General features: G+C 66.5%; 13 protein-coding genes. 9 read left to right on the top strand and 4 right to left on the bottom strand.

The window, feature by feature from the left end:
• Nucleotides 1-111: 111 nt before the first annotated feature.
• The 5 genes from smc (at nt 112) to def (ending at nt 7,912) form a co-directional block, all read left to right on the top strand.
• Nucleotides 112-3,627, top strand: a complete 3,516-nt coding sequence (smc, locus tag QTI24_RS03355; RefSeq protein WP_286598312.1) for a chromosome segregation protein SMC — start codon at nt 112-114, stop codon at nt 3,625-3,627.
• A 13-nt stretch (nt 3,628-3,640) separates the two neighbouring features.
• Complete coding sequence (locus tag QTI24_RS03360) at nt 3,641-4,738, top strand: cell division protein ZipA C-terminal FtsZ-binding domain-containing protein (protein WP_286598313.1); 1,098 nt, start codon at nt 3,641-3,643, stop codon at nt 4,736-4,738.
• An 8-nt stretch (nt 4,739-4,746) separates the two neighbouring features.
• Nucleotides 4,747-6,840, top strand: a complete 2,094-nt coding sequence (gene ligA / locus QTI24_RS03365; RefSeq protein WP_286598315.1) for an NAD-dependent DNA ligase LigA — start codon at nt 4,747-4,749, stop codon at nt 6,838-6,840.
• A 74-nt stretch (nt 6,841-6,914) separates the two neighbouring features.
• Nucleotides 6,915-7,313, top strand: a complete 399-nt coding sequence (locus QTI24_RS03370; RefSeq protein WP_286598316.1) for a hypothetical protein — start codon at nt 6,915-6,917, stop codon at nt 7,311-7,313.
• A 59-nt stretch (nt 7,314-7,372) separates the two neighbouring features.
• Nucleotides 7,373-7,912, top strand: a complete 540-nt coding sequence (gene def / locus QTI24_RS03375; RefSeq protein ID WP_286598317.1) for a peptide deformylase — start codon at nt 7,373-7,375, stop codon at nt 7,910-7,912.
• A 21-nt stretch (nt 7,913-7,933) separates the two neighbouring features.
• On the opposite strand, the gene QTI24_RS03380 is transcribed toward def, so the two are convergent.
• Nucleotides 7,934-8,338: a DoxX family protein gene (locus QTI24_RS03380; RefSeq protein WP_286598318.1), complete on the bottom strand. Its 405-nt coding sequence runs from the start codon at nt 8,336-8,338 to the stop codon at nt 7,934-7,936.
• A 158-nt stretch (nt 8,339-8,496) separates the two neighbouring features.
• On the opposite strand from QTI24_RS03380, the gene QTI24_RS03385 reads away from it, so the two are divergent.
• The 3 genes from QTI24_RS03385 to QTI24_RS03395 are packed head-to-tail and all read left to right on the top strand — an operon-like array spanning nt 8,497 to nt 11,608.
• Nucleotides 8,497-9,528 (top strand): amino acid ABC transporter substrate-binding protein, encoded by a 1,032-nt coding sequence (locus tag QTI24_RS03385; protein WP_286598320.1) that lies wholly within the window; start codon nt 8,497-8,499, stop codon nt 9,526-9,528.
• A complete protein-coding gene (locus QTI24_RS03390; protein ID WP_286598321.1) occupies nt 9,525-10,553 on the top strand; it encodes an amino acid ABC transporter permease in 1,029 nt (342 codons plus the stop codon). The genes QTI24_RS03385 and QTI24_RS03390 overlap by 4 nt, the downstream gene beginning before the upstream one ends.
• A complete protein-coding gene (locus QTI24_RS03395; protein ID WP_286598322.1) occupies nt 10,544-11,608 on the top strand; it encodes an amino acid ABC transporter permease in 1,065 nt (354 codons plus the stop codon). The genes QTI24_RS03390 and QTI24_RS03395 overlap by 10 nt, the downstream gene beginning before the upstream one ends.
• On the opposite strand, the gene QTI24_RS03400 is transcribed toward QTI24_RS03395, so the two are convergent.
• From QTI24_RS03400 to map, 3 genes are read right to left on the bottom strand one after another with little or no spacing between them, the layout of a single operon-like run.
• Nucleotides 11,605-12,009, bottom strand: a complete 405-nt coding sequence (locus QTI24_RS03400; protein WP_286598323.1) for a PPC domain-containing DNA-binding protein — start codon at nt 12,007-12,009, stop codon at nt 11,605-11,607. The two genes, QTI24_RS03395 and QTI24_RS03400, sit on opposite strands and share 4 nt — an antisense overlap.
• Before the next feature lie 10 nt (nt 12,010-12,019).
• The gene (locus tag QTI24_RS03405; RefSeq protein ID WP_286598324.1) at nt 12,020-14,608 is read right to left on the bottom strand and encodes a [protein-PII] uridylyltransferase; all 2,589 of its coding nucleotides are present in this window, start codon (nt 14,606-14,608) and stop codon (nt 12,020-12,022) included.
• A gap of 26 nt (nt 14,609-14,634) precedes the next feature.
• Nucleotides 14,635-15,459: a type I methionyl aminopeptidase gene (gene map, locus QTI24_RS03410; RefSeq protein WP_286598326.1), complete on the bottom strand. Its 825-nt coding sequence runs from the start codon at nt 15,457-15,459 to the stop codon at nt 14,635-14,637.
• 127 nt (nt 15,460-15,586) lie between these two features.
• Between map and purL the strand changes: the two genes are divergently transcribed.
• Nucleotides 15,587-19,615, top strand: coding sequence for a phosphoribosylformylglycinamidine synthase (purL, locus tag QTI24_RS03415; protein WP_286598328.1), 4,029 nt, complete (start codon nt 15,587-15,589; stop codon nt 19,613-19,615).
• Nucleotides 19,616-19,750 lie beyond the last annotated feature (135 nt).

Consider the following 19,750-nt stretch of genomic DNA (forward strand, 5'->3'; position numbering starts at 1 on the left):
CGCTCATGGCTCGCACGTTATCATCCTCGCCTCAGGTGGCGGCCGATCTTCCGGGTCCAGGCCAGCGAAATCTCCTTACAAATCAACACCTTGCCTTAGGGCTGACCCGCCGTGCGTCTTAATTCCATCAAGCTTTCCGGCTTCAAGTCGTTCGCCGAACCCACCAATTTCCTGTTGCCGGGCCAACTCGTGGGTGTGGTTGGCCCCAACGGTTGCGGCAAGTCGAACATCATGGACGCCGTGCGCTGGGTGCTCGGCGAATCGCGCGCCTCCGAGTTGCGCGGCGAGTCGATGCAGGACGTCATCTTCAACGGCACGACCACGCGCAAGCAGGCGAGCCGTTCGAGTGTGGAACTGGTGTTCGACAATGCCGACCATCGCGCTGGCGGCCAGTGGGCCCAGTTCGCGGAAATCGCGGTCAAGCGCGTGCTGACCCGCGACGGCAACTCCAGCTACTACATCAACAACCAGCCGGTGCGCCGGCGCGACGTGCAGGACGTGTTCCTCGGCACCGGCCTCGGCCCCCGCGCCTACGCGATCATCGGCCAGGGCACGATCAGCCGGATCATCGAATCCAAGCCCGAGGAACTGCGGCTCTTCCTCGAAGAGGCTGCCGGCGTCTCGAAATACAAGGAGCGCCGCCGCGAAACCGAGAACCGCCTCGGCGACACGCGCGAGAACCTCACGCGCGTCGAAGACATCCTGCGCGAACTCAACAGCAACCTCGAAAGGCTGGAAAAGCAGGCCGAGGTCGCCGCGCGCTACAACTCGCTGACCGGCGATGCCACGCGCAAGCAGCACCAGCTGTGGTTCCTGAAGCGCACCGAAAGCGAATCCGACCAGAGCCGCATCAAGGCGGACGCCGAGAAGGCCATCAACGACCTCGAATCGCGCACGGCCGACCTGCGCCATATCGAGGCCGAACTCGAAACCGTCCGGCAGGCGCACTACGCGGCCGGCGACCAGGTCAACCAGGCGCAGGGCAAGCTGTACGAGGCCAGCGCGGAGGTCGGCCGACTCGAAGGCGAGATCCGCTTCGTGGTCGAAGGTCGCCAGCGTGTCGAACAGCGCCTCGTGCAATTGCGCGAACAGATCGCGCAGTGGAGCGCCCGCCGCGAGGATGCCGAGGCCGAGATAGAGACCCTGGCCGGCCAGGGCGTGAACGCCGAAGAGCAGGCCGAATTGCTGGCCGCCCAGCTCGAAGAGCACGACGCGCGCATGCCCGAGCTGGAGGACGCGCAACAGCGCGCGCAAGATGAGGCCAACGCCCAGCGCACGACGGTCGCTCAGGTGCAGCAGCAGATCCAGGTGCTCGCGGCCGACCAGCGCAACATCGAAGAGCAAAGCCGTCAGCTCAATCAGCGCGCAGAGCGTCTGCGCAGCGACCAGAACGCGCTGGCCGCGCCCGACGAAGCGCGCTTGCGAGATCTCCAGGAGCAACTCGCCGCAGCGCAGGAGGCGTCCGCCGAAGCCGACGCGCGATTGCAGGACTTGCAGGAAGCGGTGCCGCAACTCGATGACGATCGCCGCACGCGCCAGCAGGCCGTCAATACCGAGGGCGCCCGCCATGCGGAGCTCTCGGCACGGCTCGAAGCACTCAAGGCACTCCAGGAAAAGGTCAAGACCGACGGCAAGCTCGCGCCCTGGCTTGCCAAGCATGGACTCGAAAGCCTGCAAGGCCTCTGGAGCCGCATCCACATCGAGCAGGGCTGGGAAAACGCCCTCGAAGCCGCATTGCGCGAGCGACTGGGCGCGCTCGAAGTCAGCCGCCTCGACATGGTCCGCGCGTTTGGTGGTGACGCGCCGCCGGCCAAGCTGGCCTTCTACACTCCGCCAGTGGCTGGCGTGCCGCCGGGCGCGGCCACGATGCCGCGTCTGTCGGAACTGCTGCGTCTCAGCGATGCCGGCCAGCAGGCCTTGCTGGGCGAATGGCTGCATGGCTGCTTCACGGCGGAGACGCTGGAGGATGCACTCGCGCAGCGTGAGAAGCTTCAGCCCGGCGAGGTGATGTACGTCAAGAGCGGGCATGCGGTCACTGCGCACAGCGTGAGCTTCTATGCCCAGGACTCCGAGCAGGCCGGTCTGCTGGCCCGCCAGCAGGAGATGGAGAACCTGGAGCGCCAGTTGCGCGCCCAGACGCTCATCGCCGATGAGTCGCGTACCGCGCTCGCGCGCGCCGAGGCGGCCTACGGTGACGCCACACAGCGCCTCGTCACGGCGCGCCGCGAAGCCGCCGACACGCAGTCGCGCGCGCACGAGCTTCAGGTCGAGACACTGCGCCTGTCCCAACTGGCCGAGCAGACGCGGGCGCGCAGCGAGCAGTTGTCGAATGACCTCGGCGAGGTCAACGCACAACTCGAGGAACTGCAGGAACGGCGCATCGCCGCCGAGTCGCGTTTCGAAGAGCTGGACATGCAGCTCGCCGACAGCCAGGAGCGCCACGCGCAGCTGGACGAGCGCGTGATCGAGGCAGGCCGCGCTCTGGCCGCGAGCCGCGAGCAGCATCGCAGCCTGGAGCGCCAGGCACAGGAAGCGACTTTCTCGCAGCGCACGCTCGAAGCGCGCCGCGGCGAACTCAGCCGCGCCATCGAAACGGCCACGCAGCAGACCGTCTCGCTGAACGAGGAAGACGAACGCGCCCGCGCCGAACTCGGTCGCCTGTCCGACGCGGCGGCGCAGGCCGGTCTGCAGGATGCTCTGTCGCTCAAGCTCGAACGCGAATCCGCGCTCGGCGCCTCCCGCAGCCAGTACGACGACCTTACGCTCAAGCTGCGCGCCAGCGACGAGCGCCGCCTCCAGCTCGAACGCGAACTCGACCCGCTGCGTCAGCGCATCACCGAGTTCCAACTCAAGGAGCAGGCGGCGCGCCTGGGCTTCGAGCAGTACCAGCAATTGCTGACCGATGCAGAGGCCGATCTCGAAGCGGTTGCGCTGTCGATCGAAACCGACAAGGTGCGGCTCACCGGCCTGCAAAGCGAGATCGATCGCCTGAACCGCGAAGTGGCATCGCTCGGCGCCGTCAACCTCGCGGCGCTCGACGAACTGAACGTGGCGCGCGAGCGCAAGACCTTCCTCGACTCGCAGTCGGCCGACCTGAACGAAGCCATTGGCACTCTGGAAGATGCGATCCGCAAGATCGACGCCGAGACGCGCGATCTGCTCGGCGGCACCTTCAAGATCGTCAACGAGCACTTCAGCCGCATGTTCCCCGAGCTGTTCGGTGGCGGTAACGCCAAGCTCATGATGACCGGCGACGAAATCCTCGACTCCGGCGTGCAGGTGATGGCGCAGCCTCCGGGCAAAAAGAACCAGACCATCCATCTGCTGTCGGGCGGCGAGAAGGCGCTGACCGCCATCGCGCTGGTGTTCGCGATCTTCCAGCTCAACCCCGCGCCGTTCTGTTTGCTGGACGAAGTGGATGCGCCGCTGGACGACGCCAATACCGAGCGCTACGCGAAGCTCGTGACGGCCATGAGCCGCGAAACCCAGTTTCTCTTCATCAGCCACAACAAGATCGCGATGGAAATGGCCGAACAACTCATTGGCGTGACCATGCAAGAGCAGGGCGTGTCGCGCATCGTCGCCGTGGACATGGAATCGGCCGTCTCGATGGTCGAAGCAGCCTGAGTCGACGCGATCCATGAGCAGCCTCACCGTCGCCCTCGCCATTCTTGGCGGACTTGTCCTTGCCACCGTGGTCGGCTACAACGCCTGGACCTCGCATCGCAATGCACCGCGTCAGCCGGATGCCAAGGACAGCGAGCCGCCCGACTCCGAAATCCCGCAGCAAAAGGGCGACCATGAGCCAGTGCTCCACGTCGACCCGCACCAGGTGCCCGGCAACGAGCGGCACGAGCCGCTGTTCGACCCCGACCTGCCTGCGCCGACAGCGCTGGCAGTGCCCGCGGCAGACCGCCGCGGCGGCCTCGATCCGTTGATCGACGTGATCGCACCGGTGTCGCTCGACGGGCTTGCCTCGGGTGATGCCGCGATCGCCGCCATGCCCGCCACGCGCCGCGCCGGCAGCAAGCCGGTCGCGGTCGAAGGCCTCAACGAACACACGGGCGAATGGGAGCCGGCGGTGCCCGGCCAGCGCTACGGTGCCTTCCAGGTGGGCGTGCAGTTGGCCAATCGCACGGGCGCGCTCAACGAGATCGAATACTCCGAATTCGTCGTCAAGGCGCAGGCCTTTGCCGATGCAGTTAACGGAGCGCCGGAATTTCCGGAAATGCTCGACGAAGTGGGGCGGGCCCGCGAACTCGACCAGTTCGCGAGTTCGCACGATGCGCAGCTGGGTTTCGTGCTGCGTGCGCGGCATGCCGCGTGGAGCCCGGGCTACGTTCAGCAGAACGCCGCGCGGCTGGGGTTCGTGGCCGGCATCATTCCGGGGCGCATGGTGCTTCCAGCGGGCGAAGTGGGACTGCCACCGATCCTGGGCCTGTCTTTCGACACGCAGGCCGCGTTGGCCGACGACCCGGCGCAATCCGCCATCCGCGAACTGACGCTGAGCCTCGACGTGCCGCAGGTGGACCGCAGCGAGCGGCCCTTCGAGCGCATGCGCGAAGCCGCCGCCACGCTCGCGCGCGAGATGGATGGCGTCGTCACCGACAGCGATGGCCAGCCCTTGCGAGACGAGACCATGGATGCGATCGGCGGCGACCTCGAACAGCTTTACGACACGCTGGATTCGCGCGATCTTTCCGCTGGTTCTCCGCTGGCACGTCGACTCTTCAGCTAGAGGTTCCCATGACGACGAAGCACGAAGACGCGGCTCGCGAGGCTGCCGCATTGAGCGACCAGCTGCATCGCCACGCTCATCTCTACTACGTGCTCGATGCGCCGGAATTGCCGGACGCGGAGTACGACAAGCTCTTCCAGCGCCTGCAGGCGATCGAGGCCGAATACCCCGACCTGCGTACGCCCGATTCGCCGACACACCGCGTGGGCGGCAAACCGCTCGATGGATTCATCAAGGTGCGCCACAAGGTGCCGATGCTGTCGATCCGTACCGAGACCGACATCACGCCCGCCGGCGCCAGCGCCTTCGACGCGCGCGTGCGCAAGGAGCTTGGCCTGGCCGAGGACGCCCCCAAGGTCGAATACGTCTGCGAGCTCAAATTCGACGGGCTGGCCCTCAACCTTCGCTACGAGAACGGCGTTCTGGTGCAGGCTGCGACGCGTGGGGACGGCGAGATCGGCGAGGAGGTCACGCAGAACATCCGCACGGTCCAGCAGATTCCGCTGCGCCTGCAGGGCAAGGCGTCGGAGATTCCGCCGGTGGTGGAAGTGCGCGGCGAGGTCTACATGCGGCGCGACGACTTCGATTCCCTCAACGAGCGCCAGCGCGAGAAGATCGCGGCAGGCCAGAAGAACGAGAAGGTGTTCGTGAACCCGCGCAACGCAGCGGCCGGCGCGGTTCGCCAATTGGACCCTGCGATCGCGGCCAGCCGGCCGCTCAGCTTCTTCGCCTATGGTCTCGGCGAAGTCACGCCGCCCGATCAGGGCGGCCCCGATTGCCCGACGCAGTTCGACTGGCTCCAGCAGTTCCACGCCTGGGGCTTTCCGGTTGCGACACAGACCACGCGTGCCCGCGGTGCGATCGAGTTGATCGCATTCCACGAGACGACAGGGCGCCAGCGCGATGCGCTGCCCTATGACATCGACGGCGTGGTCTACAAGGTGGACAGCCTCGAGCTGCAGCGGCAACTCGGCTTTGTCTCGCGCGAGCCGCGCTGGGCCGTGGCGCACAAGTACCCGGCGCAAGAACAGCTCACGGAGGTGCTGGCGATCGAGGTGCAGGTGGGCCGCACCGGCAAGCTCACGCCGGTCGCCAAGCTGGCGCCGGTGTTCGTGGGCGGCGTCACGGTGACCAATGCCACGCTGCACAACGAGGACGAGGCGCGGCGCAAGGATGTGCGCGTCGGTGACACGGTCATCGTGCGGCGCGCGGGCGACGTCATTCCCGAAGTGGTCGGCGTGCTGCCCGAAAGTGCGGCCAGGCCCGACGACCAGCGCGGCGCGGCCTTCACCATGCCTCGCCAGTGCCCGGTGTGCGGCTCCGATGCCTTGCGCGAGGAGGGCGAAGTCGACTACCGCTGCACCGGCGGCCTGTTCTGCGGCGCGCAGCGCAAGGAAGCCATCCTCCATTTCGCGGCGCGACGCGCGCTCGACATCGAGGGCCTCGGCGACAAACTGGTCGAGCAACTCGTCGATACCAGTCTGATCCGCACGCTGCCCGACCTGTACAAACTCGGCTTCAGCACGCTGGCCGGCCTGGACCGCATGGCGGACAAGTCGGCGAAAAACATCATCGATGCGCTGGAGGCCTCGAAGAAGACCACGCTGCCGCGCTTCCTGTTCGGCCTGGGCATCCGGCACATCGGCGAGAGCACCGCCAAGGATCTCGCCAAGCATTTCGGCAAGCTCGACGCGATCATGGACGCGACCGAGGAGCAGCTTCTTGAAGTCAACGATGTGGGGCCTGTGGTCGCGACCAGCCTGCGCACCTTCTTCGACCAGGCGCACAACCGGGAAGTCGTCGAGCAGCTCCGGGCCTGCGGAGTGCATTGGGAAGAGGGCGAGCCCGCCGCGCGCGCGCCGAAGCCGCTGGCGGGCAAGACCTTCGTGATCACCGGTTCGCTTCCTACGCTGAGCCGTGACGAGGCCAAGGACAAACTGGAGTCCGCCGGCGCGAAGGTGGCCGGCTCCGTGAGCAAGAAGACCGACTACGTGGTGGCAGGCACCGAGGCCGGCAGCAAGCTCGACAAGGCGCGCGACCTGGGCGTGGCGGTGATCGACGAGGCGCAGATGCTCGAGATCCTCGAAAAGGGTCTACCGTAGGGCCTTTGGGATTTGCCCTGTCAACAGCGGCGCTCGCGGTCCGTTGAACGGCTGGATGACCCCAGGAGGCTCGAATGGTCCGAATTCGCTCTCTGTCCGCCGGCATCGCCATCGGTGCCGCCGCTTTTCTGGGCGGCTGTGTGGCCCCTGGCCCGTACTACGCCGCCGGCGGCTATCCGTACTACGTCGAACCGGGACCGGTGGTCGTGTCGCCCTCGGTCTATGTCGGCGCGGGCTGCTGCTGGGGCAACTACTGGGGGGGCGGCTATTGGGGGCGCCCGGCCTATTGGGGTGGTTACTATGGGCGGCCTTACTACGGCTACTACGGGCGCGGGGGCTACTACGGGCGTGGGGGCTACTACGGGCATCCGGGCTACTACGGGCATCCGGGCTATTACGGCCGGGGCGGTTACTACGGCGGTAACTATGCGCGCGGCGGGGGCTACTACGGAGGCCGCGGCGGAAGGCGGTAGCGGCGCGCGGCAGACTGCCGCCCCGGTCCTCGGAGCCGCGCCACCGCGATAATCCCGCGATGGCCATTCGTGAAATCCTCAAGATGGGCGACCCCCGCCTGCTGCGCGTTGCGCGGCCGGTTGCTGCCTTCGATACCGACGAACTGCACCTGCTGGTGCGCGACATGTTCGAGACCATGCATGTCGTCAATGGCGCCGGTCTGGCCGCGCCCCAGATAGGGGTCGACCAGCAGGTCGTGATCTTCGGGACCGACACAGTCAATCCGCGCTATCCGGACGCGCCGGTCGTGCCGCGAACGGTGCTCGTGAACCCCATCATCACACCGATCGGCGTCGAGGAAGAAGAGGGCTGGGAAGGGTGTCTGTCGGTGCCGGGCCTGCGCGGCGTGGTGCCGCGCTTTGCCAACATCCGGTACACGGGCTTCGACCCGTTTGGCGACCCGATCGACCGCACCGTGAGCGGGTTCCACGCCCGGGTCGTTCAACACGAGGTGGACCACCTGCTGGGCAAGCTCTACCCGATGCGGATGCGCGATTTCTCGCGCTTTGGCTACACCGAGGTCCTGTTTCCAGGACTCGATGCGGGCGAGGACGACTGACGCCCCCCGCCGCCAGTCCCTTCAGTTGTACTTGCCGCTGGTGCCGCCGACGCTAAAGCGACCGGCGCCGAGGAGGGCGACTGCCAAGGCGGCAAACAGGAACAATCCCTGCAACTCCAGGGCCCAGCCGCCAGACTTGCCGAGCGATCCGATGTCCTTGAGGTGCACGAGCCAGATGGCGACCAGCATGTTGATGACCGTGATCCACGCCGCCGGACGCGTGTAGATGCCTACGATCATCAGGACCGGTGCAACGATTTCGCCGATAAAGACCAGATAGGCCAGCGCAGCGGGCAGCCCATGTGAAGTGAGCATGCCTGCGATGCCGCCGACCCCGCCTGTGATCTTGGCGATGCCGTGCAGCAGGATCAGGATGCCGAGGGCGAGGCGCAGAACGAGTTTGCCGGTGTCGTCGGAACGGATCATGAGAAAGCCTTTCAGTTGAAAAATCAGGCGCGATTGTGGTCGATAAGGAGGGCGTTCCGGCGAATTTGCTTCCGACCGAAGGTTCTTTGGCAGACTCCGGCGGCCGCCCGTAAACTGCCCGCTGCTTCCATTTCGAAGAGAGAGAAGAGGATCCCCGAATGAATCAATGCTTCCGTCCGGCACTTGCCGCTGCCGCCGCCGCCCTGGCCTTCGTGGCCGCACCGGCCTTTGCGGGCAAGACACTCGACGCGGTCAAGCAACGCGGCACGGTCAAGTGCGGCGTGACCAACGGCGTGGCCGGTTTCTCGGCGCCCGACACGCAGGGCAACTGGTCGGGGCTGGATGTCGACACCTGCCGCGCCATCGCGGCAGCAGTGCTGGGCGATGGCAAGAAGGTGGAGTTCGTGCCGCTGAACTCGCAGCAGCGCTTCTCGGCCCTGCAGGCCGGCGAGATCGACATCCTGGCGCGCAACACCACCTGGACGCTGACGCGCGACGCATCGCTCGGCTTTCATTTCACGACCATCACTTACTACGACGGCCAAGGCTTCCTGGTGCCGAAGAAGATCAAGGTGACGAGCGCCAAGCAACTCAAGAACGCCACCATCTGCACCCAGTCGGGCACCACCAACGAGAAAAATGTCGCCGACTATTTCAAGGCACAGAACATCCCGGTCAAGACGGTCGTGTTCGAGAGCTTCGAAGCCTCGTTCAAGGCCTTCTTCGCCGGCCGTTGCCAGGCCTTCACCACGGACACCTCGGCGCTCGCGGGCCTGCGCAACAAGGAGGCGCCCAACCCGGACGACTACGTCATCCTTCCCGAACTCATCTCGAAGGAGCCCCTCGCACCGCTGGTGCGCCGTGGCGACGACGAATGGTTCGCCATTGCCAAGTGGGTGCCCAATGCGCTGATCGAGGCCGAGGAGTACGGCGTCACCCAGGCCAACATCGACGAGCTCAAGGCAGGCAGCAAGGACCCTGCGCAACAGCGCCTGGTCGGCACCGGCGATGACCTGGGCAAGCTGCTGGGCCTGGACAAGGATTGGTCCTACCGCGCGATCAAGGCGGTGGGCAACTACGGTGAAATCTTCGAGCGCAATGTCGGACCGAAGTCGGTGCTCAAGCTGCCGCGCGGAACGAACAATCTGTGGAACAAGGGCGGGCTGATGTACGGATTGCCGGTGCGATGAGCGCGGCGCCGGGCCGCTCGGACATCGGTCCGGCGCCCGATGGGCGCCGCGGCGTCTGGCTGGCCTGGGCGGCACAGGCGTTGCTGATTGCGGTGGTGGCGGGCGGCGCTTTCTGGCTCGTGCACCATGCGCTCGAAGTGCTGCGCGCGCGCGGTGTGCGATCCGGGTTCGACTTTCTCCTGCAGCCTGCCGGATTCGAGATCTCCGAAGGCTGGCTCGACTTCCACGCGGGCCAGCCCTTCTGGCGAGCCTTTCTTGCCGGACTGATCAATACCATTCGCGCGGCGGTTCCCGCAGCCGTCATTGCGGTCCTGCTGGGGACGCTGATCGGCATCGGCCGTCTCGCTCCGCATGTGCTCGTGCGGGGCCTGTGCGGTGCCTACGTCGAGACGGTGCGCAATGTTCCGCTGCTGGTGCAATTGCTGATGCTGTACTTCGCGCTGACGCAGCTGCTGCCTGATTCGACGGAGCCGCTCGAACTGTTGCCGGGCTTCTGGCTCAGCAAGGGAGGGCTCTCGATGCCGTGGCCGGTCGCGGATGAGGGCGCCGTGTGGCCCAGCCACTTCGAATGGCCCGAGCGCGGCAGCTTCAACGTGAGCGGCGGCGCGGCATTGAGTCCGGAATACCTCGCGGTCGTGATCGCGCTGGCGCTCTACACCGCGGCCTTCGTTGCAGAGATCGTGCGTGCCGGGATCACCTCCGTGTCGCAGGGCCAGAAGCTCGCGGCGCAGGCGCTCGGCCTGTCGTCGTGGCAGCAACTGCGGCTGGTGGTGATGCCGCAGGCCTTGCGCGTGATCGTGCCGGCGCTGACCAATCAGTTGTTGAGCCTGACGAAGAACTCGTCGCTGGCCGTGGCGGTGGGCTATCCGGAGCTGGTATCGATCGCCAACACCTCGCTCAACTCGACGGGTCGCGCCTTTGAATGCATTGCCGTGATCATGGTGGTGTATCTCGCGCTGTCGCTTGTCATCTCGGCCGGAATGAATCGCTACAACACGCGCGTCGCGCTGAGAGGATGGCGTTGATCGGCGCGACACGCCCGGCCATCGCATGGCGCAAGGAGCTGTGGGGCTCGCCAGTTCGCGGGGTTTCGACGATCGTGCTGATGCTCCTGTTCGCCTGGGCCGGCTATCACGCGGTGGACTGGGCGGTGTTGCACGCCGTGTTCCGTCCCGACGCGGAAGCCTGCCGCGCGGTGCAGCATGGCGCCTGTTGGGGTGTGATCGCCGAAAAGTGGCGGCCGATCCTGTTCGGCCGCTATCCCTATGAGGACCAGTGGCGACCGGCGATCGCCGTCACCGTGCTGTCGCTGACCACCATACTCAGCGCCTGGCCGCGTACTTGGCGGTGGTGGTTGTTTCCGTTGTGGGTCGTGGTGCTCGCGTTCTTCGTCGCGATGATGCGTGGCGGCGTCCTCGGCCTGGAGCCGGTGCCCACCAATCGCTGGGGCGGCTTGCCGCTGACCATCGGGCTGGCGGTGGTCGGGCTTGCCCTTGCCTTTCCGCTGGCGCTGCTGCTGGCGCTGGGCCGGCGGTCGCAATGGCCGGTGGTGCGCACCCTTTGCGCGACGTACATCGAGCTGGTGCGCGGCGTGCCGCTGATCTCGGTCCTGTTCATGGCCTCGTTCCTCCTGCCGCTGTTGTGGCCCGCGGGATGGCAGCCCGACGTGCTGCTGCGTGTGCTCGCGGGACTTTCGCTGTTCGTCGCGGCCTATCTGGCCGAGATCATCCGCGGCGGCCTGCAGGCGGTGCCGCGCGGACAGACGGAGGTCGCGATGGCGCTCGGCTTCGGCCGCTGGCCGGTGCAGCGCGACATCGTGCTGCCGCAAGCGCTGCGCCTCGTCGTGCCGGCGCTGACCAACAACGTGGTCGGCACGCTGAAGGACACCTCGCTCGTCACGGTGGTGGGCCTGTTCGAGCTGACGGGCGCGCTGGGCCTCGCGCTCGGTGGCGACCCGACGTGGCGGCCCTTCTACCTCGAGGGCTACCTGTTCATCGCGCTGGTCTACTGGGTGCTTTGTTTCGGGTTGTCGCGCTACAGCGTGTGGCTGGAGCGGCGGCTGGCGGCAGGGCGCGACTAGCGATCTTCGGCTTTGCGGATGGTCAGTTCGGCGTAGCCGGTGGCCGCATCAAACTCTCGAGTCAATCGCCATTCCGGCAGCCACGCCACCAGCACTTCGGCGGTCGTTCGCACCACGCAGCCGGGCGCGACATGGCCGCCGAATATCTGGCCTTGCGCGTCGGCGACGCTCATGTGCAGGTGCGATCCGTCGGGAGACAGGGTGCCGGAGAGTGTGAGGATTTCCAGGTCACCCGCGAGCGCCTCCGGCGTCTCGACGCCGGCAAAGCGCAGGCGTGCGGCGCTCAGGCTGCCAATGCCCGCAACGACGAATGCGGCTGCACAGCCGTGCAATGCCAGCGCTGCATCGAGCGTGCGGCGCAGGTCGTCGCCGGGATTCAGGCGCAGCGGCGTCGCGTCCAAGTCCTGCTCCTCAGGCTGCCAGCGCGTCGAGCAACTCCGTCTCGATCGCCAGTTGGGCCCGCTGCCCTTGCAGCTCGGGCCCGCTGATCAAGAACGTGTCCTCGACACGCTCGCCGAGCGTCGTGATCTTGGCGAGTTGCAGGTTCAGATGGTGGCGCGCCAGCACGCGCGCCACTGAATACAGCAGGCCCGCCCGGTCGCTCGCCGAGATGTTGAGCAGCCAGCGCTGCGCCTTCTCGTCGGGCAGCAGGCTGATGCGAGGCTTGATCGGGAAGCTGCGCACCCGGCGGGATACGCGGCCCTTGCTCGGTGCGGGCAGGGGGCCCGCTTCGGTCAGCGTCTTGGTCAGGCCGGCCTCGACCATGTTGATCAGGTCGCGATAGTGCTCGGGGATGAAGGTGGTAACCACCTGGAAGGTATCGAGCGCGAAGCCGTTGGTCGCCGTGTGCACCTTGGCATCCAGAATGCTGAACGACGACTGGTCGAAATAGCCACAGATGCGCACGAACAGGTCGGGTTGGTCGGGCGTGTAGACCACCACCTGCAACCCTTCGCCCACCGGCGAAAGCCGGGCGCGCACGATGGGCGGGGTCTGGGGGTCGATCGGCACGCCCGGATGCGGCACGTGGCGAGACAGCTGCTTGGCGTGCCAGGCGATCTCCGACGCGTCGTGACGCATGAAGTAGCCGACGTCGAGCGTCTCCCACAGCGCCTTGTGCGCATCCAGCGGCTCGGCATGCAGCGCGAGTTGGACCAGGGCCTCGCGCTTGCGCGACTCGGTCTCCGCGCCGGGGTCGGGCATGCGCCCGCCGAAGGCGCGCAGGGTGTAGCGGTAGAGGTCTTCGAGGAGCTTGCCCTTCCACGCGTTCCACACGCGCGGCGAGGTGCCCCGGATGTCGGCGATGGTGAGCAGGTAGAGGGCCGTCAGGTAGCGCTCGTTGCCGACCCGCTTGGCGAAGGCGCCGATCACCTCCGGGTCGCCCAAGTCCTGCTTCTGCGCGACCTGGCTCATCACCAGGTGCTCCAAGACCAGGAACTCGATGAGCTTGGCGTCTTCGCGCGGAATCTCGTGCTGCCGGCAAAAGCGCCGCACGTCGCGTGCGCCCAGCGTCGAATGGTCGCCGCCGCGGCCTTTGGCGATGTCATGGAAGAGCGCCGCGATGTACAGGATCCAAGGCTTGTCCCAGCCGGCGGCGAGCTGCGAGCAGAAGGGGTACTCGTGCGCATGCTCGGCAATGAAGAAGCGGCGCACGTTGCGCACCACCATCAGGATGTGCTGGTCGACCGTGTAGACATGGAACAGGTCATGCTGCATCTGCCCCACGATGCTGCGGAACACGCGCAGGTAGCGGCCGAGCACCGATGTCTGGTTCATGAGCCGGAGTGCATGCGTGATGCCGCGTGGCTCCAGCAGCATGCGCATGAAGGTCATGTGGTTCACGCGGTCGTTGCGGAACTTGCTGTCCATGACATGGCGCGCGTTGTAGAGGGCGCGCAGCGTCCGGGCCGACAGGCCGTTGACGCCGATGGTCTTCTGGTAGAGCAGGAAGGTTTCGAGGATCGCGTGCGGATCCTTCAGGTAGAGGTCGTCGCTCGCGACCTCGATCAGTCCGGCCTTTTCGAAGAAGCGCTCGTTGATGGGCGTCGGCTCCTCGGCCTGCGGCTGCAGCCGATCGGCGATGTTGAGCAGCAGGATCTGGTTGAGCTGCGTGACCGCCTTGGCCGCCCAGTAGTAGCGGCGCATCAGCGCCTCGCTCGCCTTGCGCTGCGATTCGCCGACGTACCCGAAGGTGGCGGCCACGGCGGTCTGCAGGTCGAACACCAGACGGTCTTCGCGCCGGTTGGCCGTGACGTGCAGACGCGCGCGGATCAGGCACAGCAGCGCCTCGTTGCGCTTGATCTGCTGGATCTCGAAGGTGGTGGCCAGGCCGTTCTTGGCGAGGTCGTCCCATCGGTTGCCGAAGCCAGCGGCCTTGGTCATCCACAGGATGGTCTGCAGGTCGCGCAGGCCGCCGGGAGATTCCTTGCAATTGGGTTCGAGTGCGTACGGCGTGTTCTCGAACTTCTGGTGCCGGTGCCGCATCTCCTGCGACTTGGCGGTGAAGAAGGCCTGCGGGTCCATGGCCGCAAGGAAGTTCTTGCGAAACGCGGTGTAGAGCTTCTTGTCGCCGACGACCAGGCGCGATTCGAGCAGCGAGGTCTGTACCGTCACGTCCTTGGCGGCCTCGGCCAGGCATTCGGCGACCGTGCGGACGCTGGAGCCGATCTCGAGTCCCGCATCCCAGCAGTGGCCGATGAAGGCTTCGAGCCGCGCAGGGTCGATGTCCGCCCCGTGTCCCTCGGGCAACAGCAGCAGCACGTCGACGTCCGAGTAGGGGAAGAGTTCGCCCCGTCCGAAACCGCCGACCGCGACCAGCGCAAGCTGGTTGCCGAATCCGGCGTCCGACCACAGCGCGCTCAGGGTCTCGTCGGCCAGGGCGGCGAGTTGGCGCAGCACCGTGTGGACGCTGCGCGCGGGCGCACGCGCGCTGCGCAGCTGATCGAACAGGGCCAGCTTGTGCGTCCGGTAGGCGTCACGCAACGATGGGATGTCCACCATGAGCGCCCTGAAAGGCCGGCGCTGCGTCAAGCCGCGGCGCTGACGAACGCGGGGGTCGGCGGGCTGCCTGCCGACAGCGTGAGGACTTCGTAGCCGGTGTCGGTGACCAGCACCGTGTGTTCCCACTGCGCCGACAGCGAATGGTCGCGTGTGACGATGGTCCAGCCGTCGTACTGACCGCCCTTGGCGTCTTCCTTGATGTCGCGCTTGCCGGCGTTGATCATCGGCTCGATGGTGAAGGTCATGCCGGGCTTGAGTTCCTCGAGCGTGCCGGGCTTGCCGTAGTGCAGCACCTGCGGCTCTTCATGGAAGCCGCGGCCGATGCCGTGGCCGCAGAACTCGCGCACCACCGAGAAACCGTTGCTCTCGGCAAAACGCTGGATCGCGAAGCCGATGTCGCCCAGGCGCACGCCCGGTTTGACCTTGACGATGCCGTGCCACATTGCCTCGTAGGTGAAGGCGCACAGGCGCTTGGCCGCGATGGAAGCGTCGCCGACGATGAACATGCGGCTGGTGTCGCCGTGCCAGCCGTCCTTGATGACGGTGATGTCGCAATTGACGATGTCGCCCTTCTTGAGCGGCTTGTCGTTCGGGATGCCGTGGCACACCACGTGGTTGACCGAGGTGCAGATCGACTTGGGGTAGGGCACGCTGCTGGCGCCCATGTAGTTGAGGGGGGCCGGGATCGCGCCCTGGACCTGTGTGATGTAGTCGTGGGCGAGCTTGTCGATTTCGTTGGTGGTCACGCCGGGCTTGATGTGCGGAGTGATGTAGTCCAGCACTTCGGAGGCGAGGCGGCAGGCCACGCGCATGCCGGCCACGCCTTCGGCGTCTTTGTAGGTAATGCTCATGCCGGGAATTATCCCATTGGAGCCGTTAAAATTCAGGGTTAGCGCGGATGGCCCCAGTCAGCGGCCGCCGCCTCGATTTCTTCATTCTCAACGCGGCCGCCCGGCCGATCCGACTGTGACGTTGCCCGTGAATCCGCTTTCCCATTCCGCGCCCCCTGTGGTGACTTTCTTCGAGGGCGGCAGCGCGCTCAGCGAGTTCCGGGCCCGCCAGCTCCTGCCCCGGCTGCAGGCCGTCGATCCGCGCATCGAGGGCCTGAGCGCCCGCTTCGTGCATCTGGTCGTCACCGAGACGGCATTGGACGCGGCCGGACGCGAGCGTTTCGCCGCGCTGCTGGGTTATGGCGAGCCCTTCGTCGCCCCGGCCAGGTCCGGGCCGACCATCGTCGTCACCCCGCGGCTGGGCACGGTGTCGCCCTGGGCCTCCAAGGCGACCGACATCGCGCACAACTGCGGACTCGCGCTGCGCCGCGTCGAGCGCGTCACCGAATACCACCTGACCCTGAAGGCGCCGCTGCTCGACAAGGCCCTGGGCAAGGCCGCCACGCTGGAAGGCGACAAGCTCGCCGCCGTTGGCGATCTGCTGCATGACCGAATGACTGAATCGGTCCTGGCCCAGCTGGACCAGGCCGCCAATCTCTTCGCCGAGTTGCCGGCCCAGCCGATGGCGCAGGTCGACGTGCAGGGTGGTGGCCGCGCCGCGCTGGTCGAGGCCAACAAGAACTTCGGACTCGCACTGGCGGAGGATGAGATCGACTATCTGGTCGACGCCTTCACCCGGCTCGGCCGCAATCCGAGCGACGTCGAGCTGATGATGTTCGCGCAGGCCAACAGCGAGCACTGCCGCCACAAGATCTTCAACGCCGACTTCATCATCGACGGTCAGTCGCAGCCGCAGAGCCTGTTCTCGATGATCCGGCACACCGAGCGCCAGAACCCGCAGCACACGGTCATCGCCTATGCCGACAACGCCTCGGTGATGGAAGGCACGCAGATCGAGCGCTTTGTAGCCGCCTCGGAGTCGGGCAGCTACGAAAAGCAGAACGCCCTGAGCCACGTGCTCATGAAGGTCGAGACGCACAACCACCCGACGGCCATCTCGCCTTTCCCGGGCGCATCGACCGGCGCAGGCGGCGAGATCCGCGACGAGGGCGCCACCGGGCGCGGCTCGAAGCCGAAGGCGGGCCTGACCGGCTTCACCGTCTCGAAGCTCTGGCCGGAAGAGGGCAGCTATGGCAAGCCGGGCCACATCGCGAGCCCGCTGCAGATCATGACCGAGGGGCCGCTGGGCGGCGCCGCTTTCAACAACGAGTTCGGCCGGCCCAATCTTCTGGGCTATTTCCGCGAGTACGAGCAGGCCATCGAGAGCGACGGCGACATCGTGCAGCGCGGCTATCACAAGCCCATCATGATCGCGGGCGGGCTCGGCAGCATCGACGCCAAGCAGACCAAAAAGATCCAGTTTCCGGCCGGTGCCTTGCTGATCCAGCTGGGCGGGCCCGGCATGCGCATCGGCATGGGCGGCAGCGCGGCGAGTTCGATGGCGACGGGCGCCAATGCGGCCGAACTGGACTTCGATTCGGTGCAACGCGGCAACCCGGAGATCGAGCGCCGTGCGCAGGAAGTCATCAACCATTGCTGGCAGCAGGGCGACGCCAACCCCATCCTCGCGATTCACGACGTGGGCGCCGGCGGCCTGAGCAATGCCTTCCCCGAGCTCACCAACGACGCCGGGAGGGGCGCACGCTTCGACCTGCGCGCCGTGCCGCTCGAGGAATCGGGCATGGCGCCGAAGGAAATCTGGTGCAACGAAAGCCAGGAGCGCTACGTGCTGGCCATCGCACCGGAATCGCTCGAGCAGTTCCGCGCCTTCTGCGAACGCGAGCGCTGCCCGTTCTCTGTGGTCGGCGTCGCGACAGAGGCTCGCCAACTGCTCGTGGCCGACGAAGGTGCCGAAGCGCAGCCAGTCGACATGCCGATGGACGTGCTGCTCGGCAAGCCGCCCAAGATGCTGCGCGACGTGAAGACCGTCGAGCGCCGCTTCAAGCCACTGAACCTCACGGGCGTCGACCTGCAGAAGGCCGCGATCGACGTGCTGTCGCATCCCACCGTCGCATCCAAGCGCTTCCTGATCACGATCGGCGACCGCACCGTGGGCGGGCTCAGCCATCGCGACCAGATGGTCGGCCCCTGGCAGGTGCCCGTGGCTGATTGCGCAGTGACGCTGGCCGACTACAAGGGCTTTGCGGGCGAGGCGATGAGCATGGGCGAGCGCACCCCGCTCGCGGCCATCGATGCACCTGCCTCTGGCCGCATGGCGGTGGGCGAGGCCATCACCAATCTGCTGTCAGCGCCCATCGAGCTGTCGAGGGTCAAGCTCTCGGCCAACTGGATGGCCGCTTGCGGCGAGCCGGGCGAGGACGCCGCGCTCTACGAGACCGTCAAGGCAGTGGGCCTTGAACTGTGCCCGGCGCTCGGCATCTCGATCCCGGTCGGCAAGGACTCGCTGTCGATGCGCACGCAATGGCAGGATGGCGGCGAGCAGAAGAAGGTCACGTCGCCGGTCAGCCTGATCGTGAGCGCCTTCGCCACGCTGGCCGATGTGCGCGGCACGCTCACGCCGCAGCTCGACGCCAACGAGCCCGATACCACGCTGGTGCTCGTCGACCTCGGCCGAGGCCAGCACCGCATGGCCGGCAGCATCCTGGCGCAGACTCTCGCGCAGAGCGGCGATACGGTGCCCGACCTGGACGATCCGCAAGATCTGGTCAAGCTGGTCGCGGCGGTCAATGCGCTGCGCGCCGAGGACAAGATCCTCGCAATGCACGACCGCAGCGACGGAGGCCTGTTCGCAGCTGCGTGCGAGATGGCCTTTGCCGGACACGTCGGCGTGGCGCTCAATGTCGACCTGCTGGTCACCGAGGGCGACGGTATCAGCGACAGCCGTGCCGAATACGGAGATGCGAAGAACTGGGCCGGCCAGGTCAGTGCCCGCCGCGAGGAACTCACGCTCAAGGCGCTCTTCAACGAAGAGCTCGGCATGCTGCTCCAGGTGCGGACGGCCGAACGCAACGAGGTCATGCAGACACTGCGTGCCCACGGCCTCAGCACGCACAGCCATTTCGTCGGCAAGACCCGCCCCGCCAGCTCGACCATGGACGCCGGCAAGGGCAAGGTGGAGGTGTGGCGCGACGCCAAGTCCGTCTTCAGCGCCAATCTCAGCGACCTGCATCAGGTCTGGGATTCGGTCAGCTGGAAGATCTGCCGCGAGCGCGACAACCCCGAATGTGCCGATGCCGAACACGCCGCGGCCGGAGATCCGCAAGACCCTGGCGCGCACGTGGTGCTGGCGGCCGGAGTGGCCGAGAACGTTGCGGCGCCCTTCCTGAATCTCGCCAGGCCCAAGGTCGCCATCCTGCGGGAGCAGGGCGTCAACTCGCACGTCGAAATGGCCTACGCCTTCACCGAAGCAGGCTTCGAGGCCTACGACGTCCACATGACGGACCTGCAGACGGGCAGGGCAGACCTGGCCGATTTCAAGGGCGTGGTCGCCTGCGGCGGCTTCAGCTACGGCGACACGCTGGGCGCCGGCATCGGCTGGGCGCGCAGCATCACTTTCAACCCGAAGCTGGCGGATCAATTCAAGGGCTTCTTCGGTCGGGCCGACACCTTCGGCCTCGGCGTCTGCAATGGCTGTCAGATGTTCGCCGAACTGGCCGACATCATCCCCGGCGCCGAAGCCTGGCCGCGCTTCACGACCAATCAGAGCGAGCGTTTCGAGGCCCGGCTGTCGATGGTCGAAGTGCTCGATTCGCCCAGCCTCTTCTTCGCCGGCATGGCCGGCAGCCGCCTGCCGATCGCAGTGGCGCACGGCGAGGGCTATGCCAACTTCAAGCACCGTGGCGACCCGGCCAAAGCGATCGCCGCGATGCGCTTCGTCGACAACCTCGGCCAGGCGACCGAGCGTTATCCGTTCAATCCGAATGGCAGCGCAGGCGGCCTCACCTCCGTGACCACCGCCGATGGACGTTTCACCGCGCTGATGCCTCACCCCGAGCGCGTGTTCCGAAACATTCAAATGAGCTGGACATCAAGCGACAAGAGCGAATTCAGCCCCTGGATGCGGATCTGGCGCAACGCGAGAAAATGGGTGGATTGAGCACCAGCGCCCAACGAAAAAGCGGCCCAAGGGCCGCCTTTTTCTTGTTCGAGAAACACCGCTGAACCGGCTTAGCCGGGCTGCTGGTGTTTCCCCCGGCGAGGGGGTGGCGGCTACACGAAGTGAGCCAACCTG

The organism is Variovorax sp. J22P240 (assembly GCF_030316855.1).
Classification (GTDB): Bacteria; Pseudomonadota; Gammaproteobacteria; order Burkholderiales; family Burkholderiaceae_C; genus Variovorax.

Coding starts and splice junctions, on each gene's coding strand:
- QTI24_RS03360 (WP_286598313.1), top strand. CDS start 3,641: ATGAGCAGCCTCACCGTCGCCCTCGCCATTCTTGGCGGACTTGTCCTT.
- ligA (WP_286598315.1), top strand. CDS start 4,747: ATGACGACGAAGCACGAAGACGCGGCTCGCGAGGCTGCCGCATTGAGC.
- QTI24_RS03370 (WP_286598316.1), top strand. CDS start 6,915: ATGGTCCGAATTCGCTCTCTGTCCGCCGGCATCGCCATCGGTGCCGCC.
- def (WP_286598317.1), top strand. CDS start 7,373: ATGGCCATTCGTGAAATCCTCAAGATGGGCGACCCCCGCCTGCTGCGC.
- QTI24_RS03380 (WP_286598318.1), bottom strand. CDS start 8,338: ATGATCCGTTCCGACGACACCGGCAAACTCGTTCTGCGCCTCGCCCTC.
- QTI24_RS03385 (WP_286598320.1), top strand. CDS start 8,497: ATGAATCAATGCTTCCGTCCGGCACTTGCCGCTGCCGCCGCCGCCCTG.
- QTI24_RS03390 (WP_286598321.1), top strand. CDS start 9,525: ATGAGCGCGGCGCCGGGCCGCTCGGACATCGGTCCGGCGCCCGATGGG.
- QTI24_RS03395 (WP_286598322.1), top strand. CDS start 10,544: ATGGCGTTGATCGGCGCGACACGCCCGGCCATCGCATGGCGCAAGGAG.
- QTI24_RS03405 (WP_286598324.1), bottom strand. CDS start 14,608: ATGGTGGACATCCCATCGTTGCGTGACGCCTACCGGACGCACAAGCTG.
- map (WP_286598326.1), bottom strand. CDS start 15,459: ATGAGCATTACCTACAAAGACGCCGAAGGCGTGGCCGGCATGCGCGTG.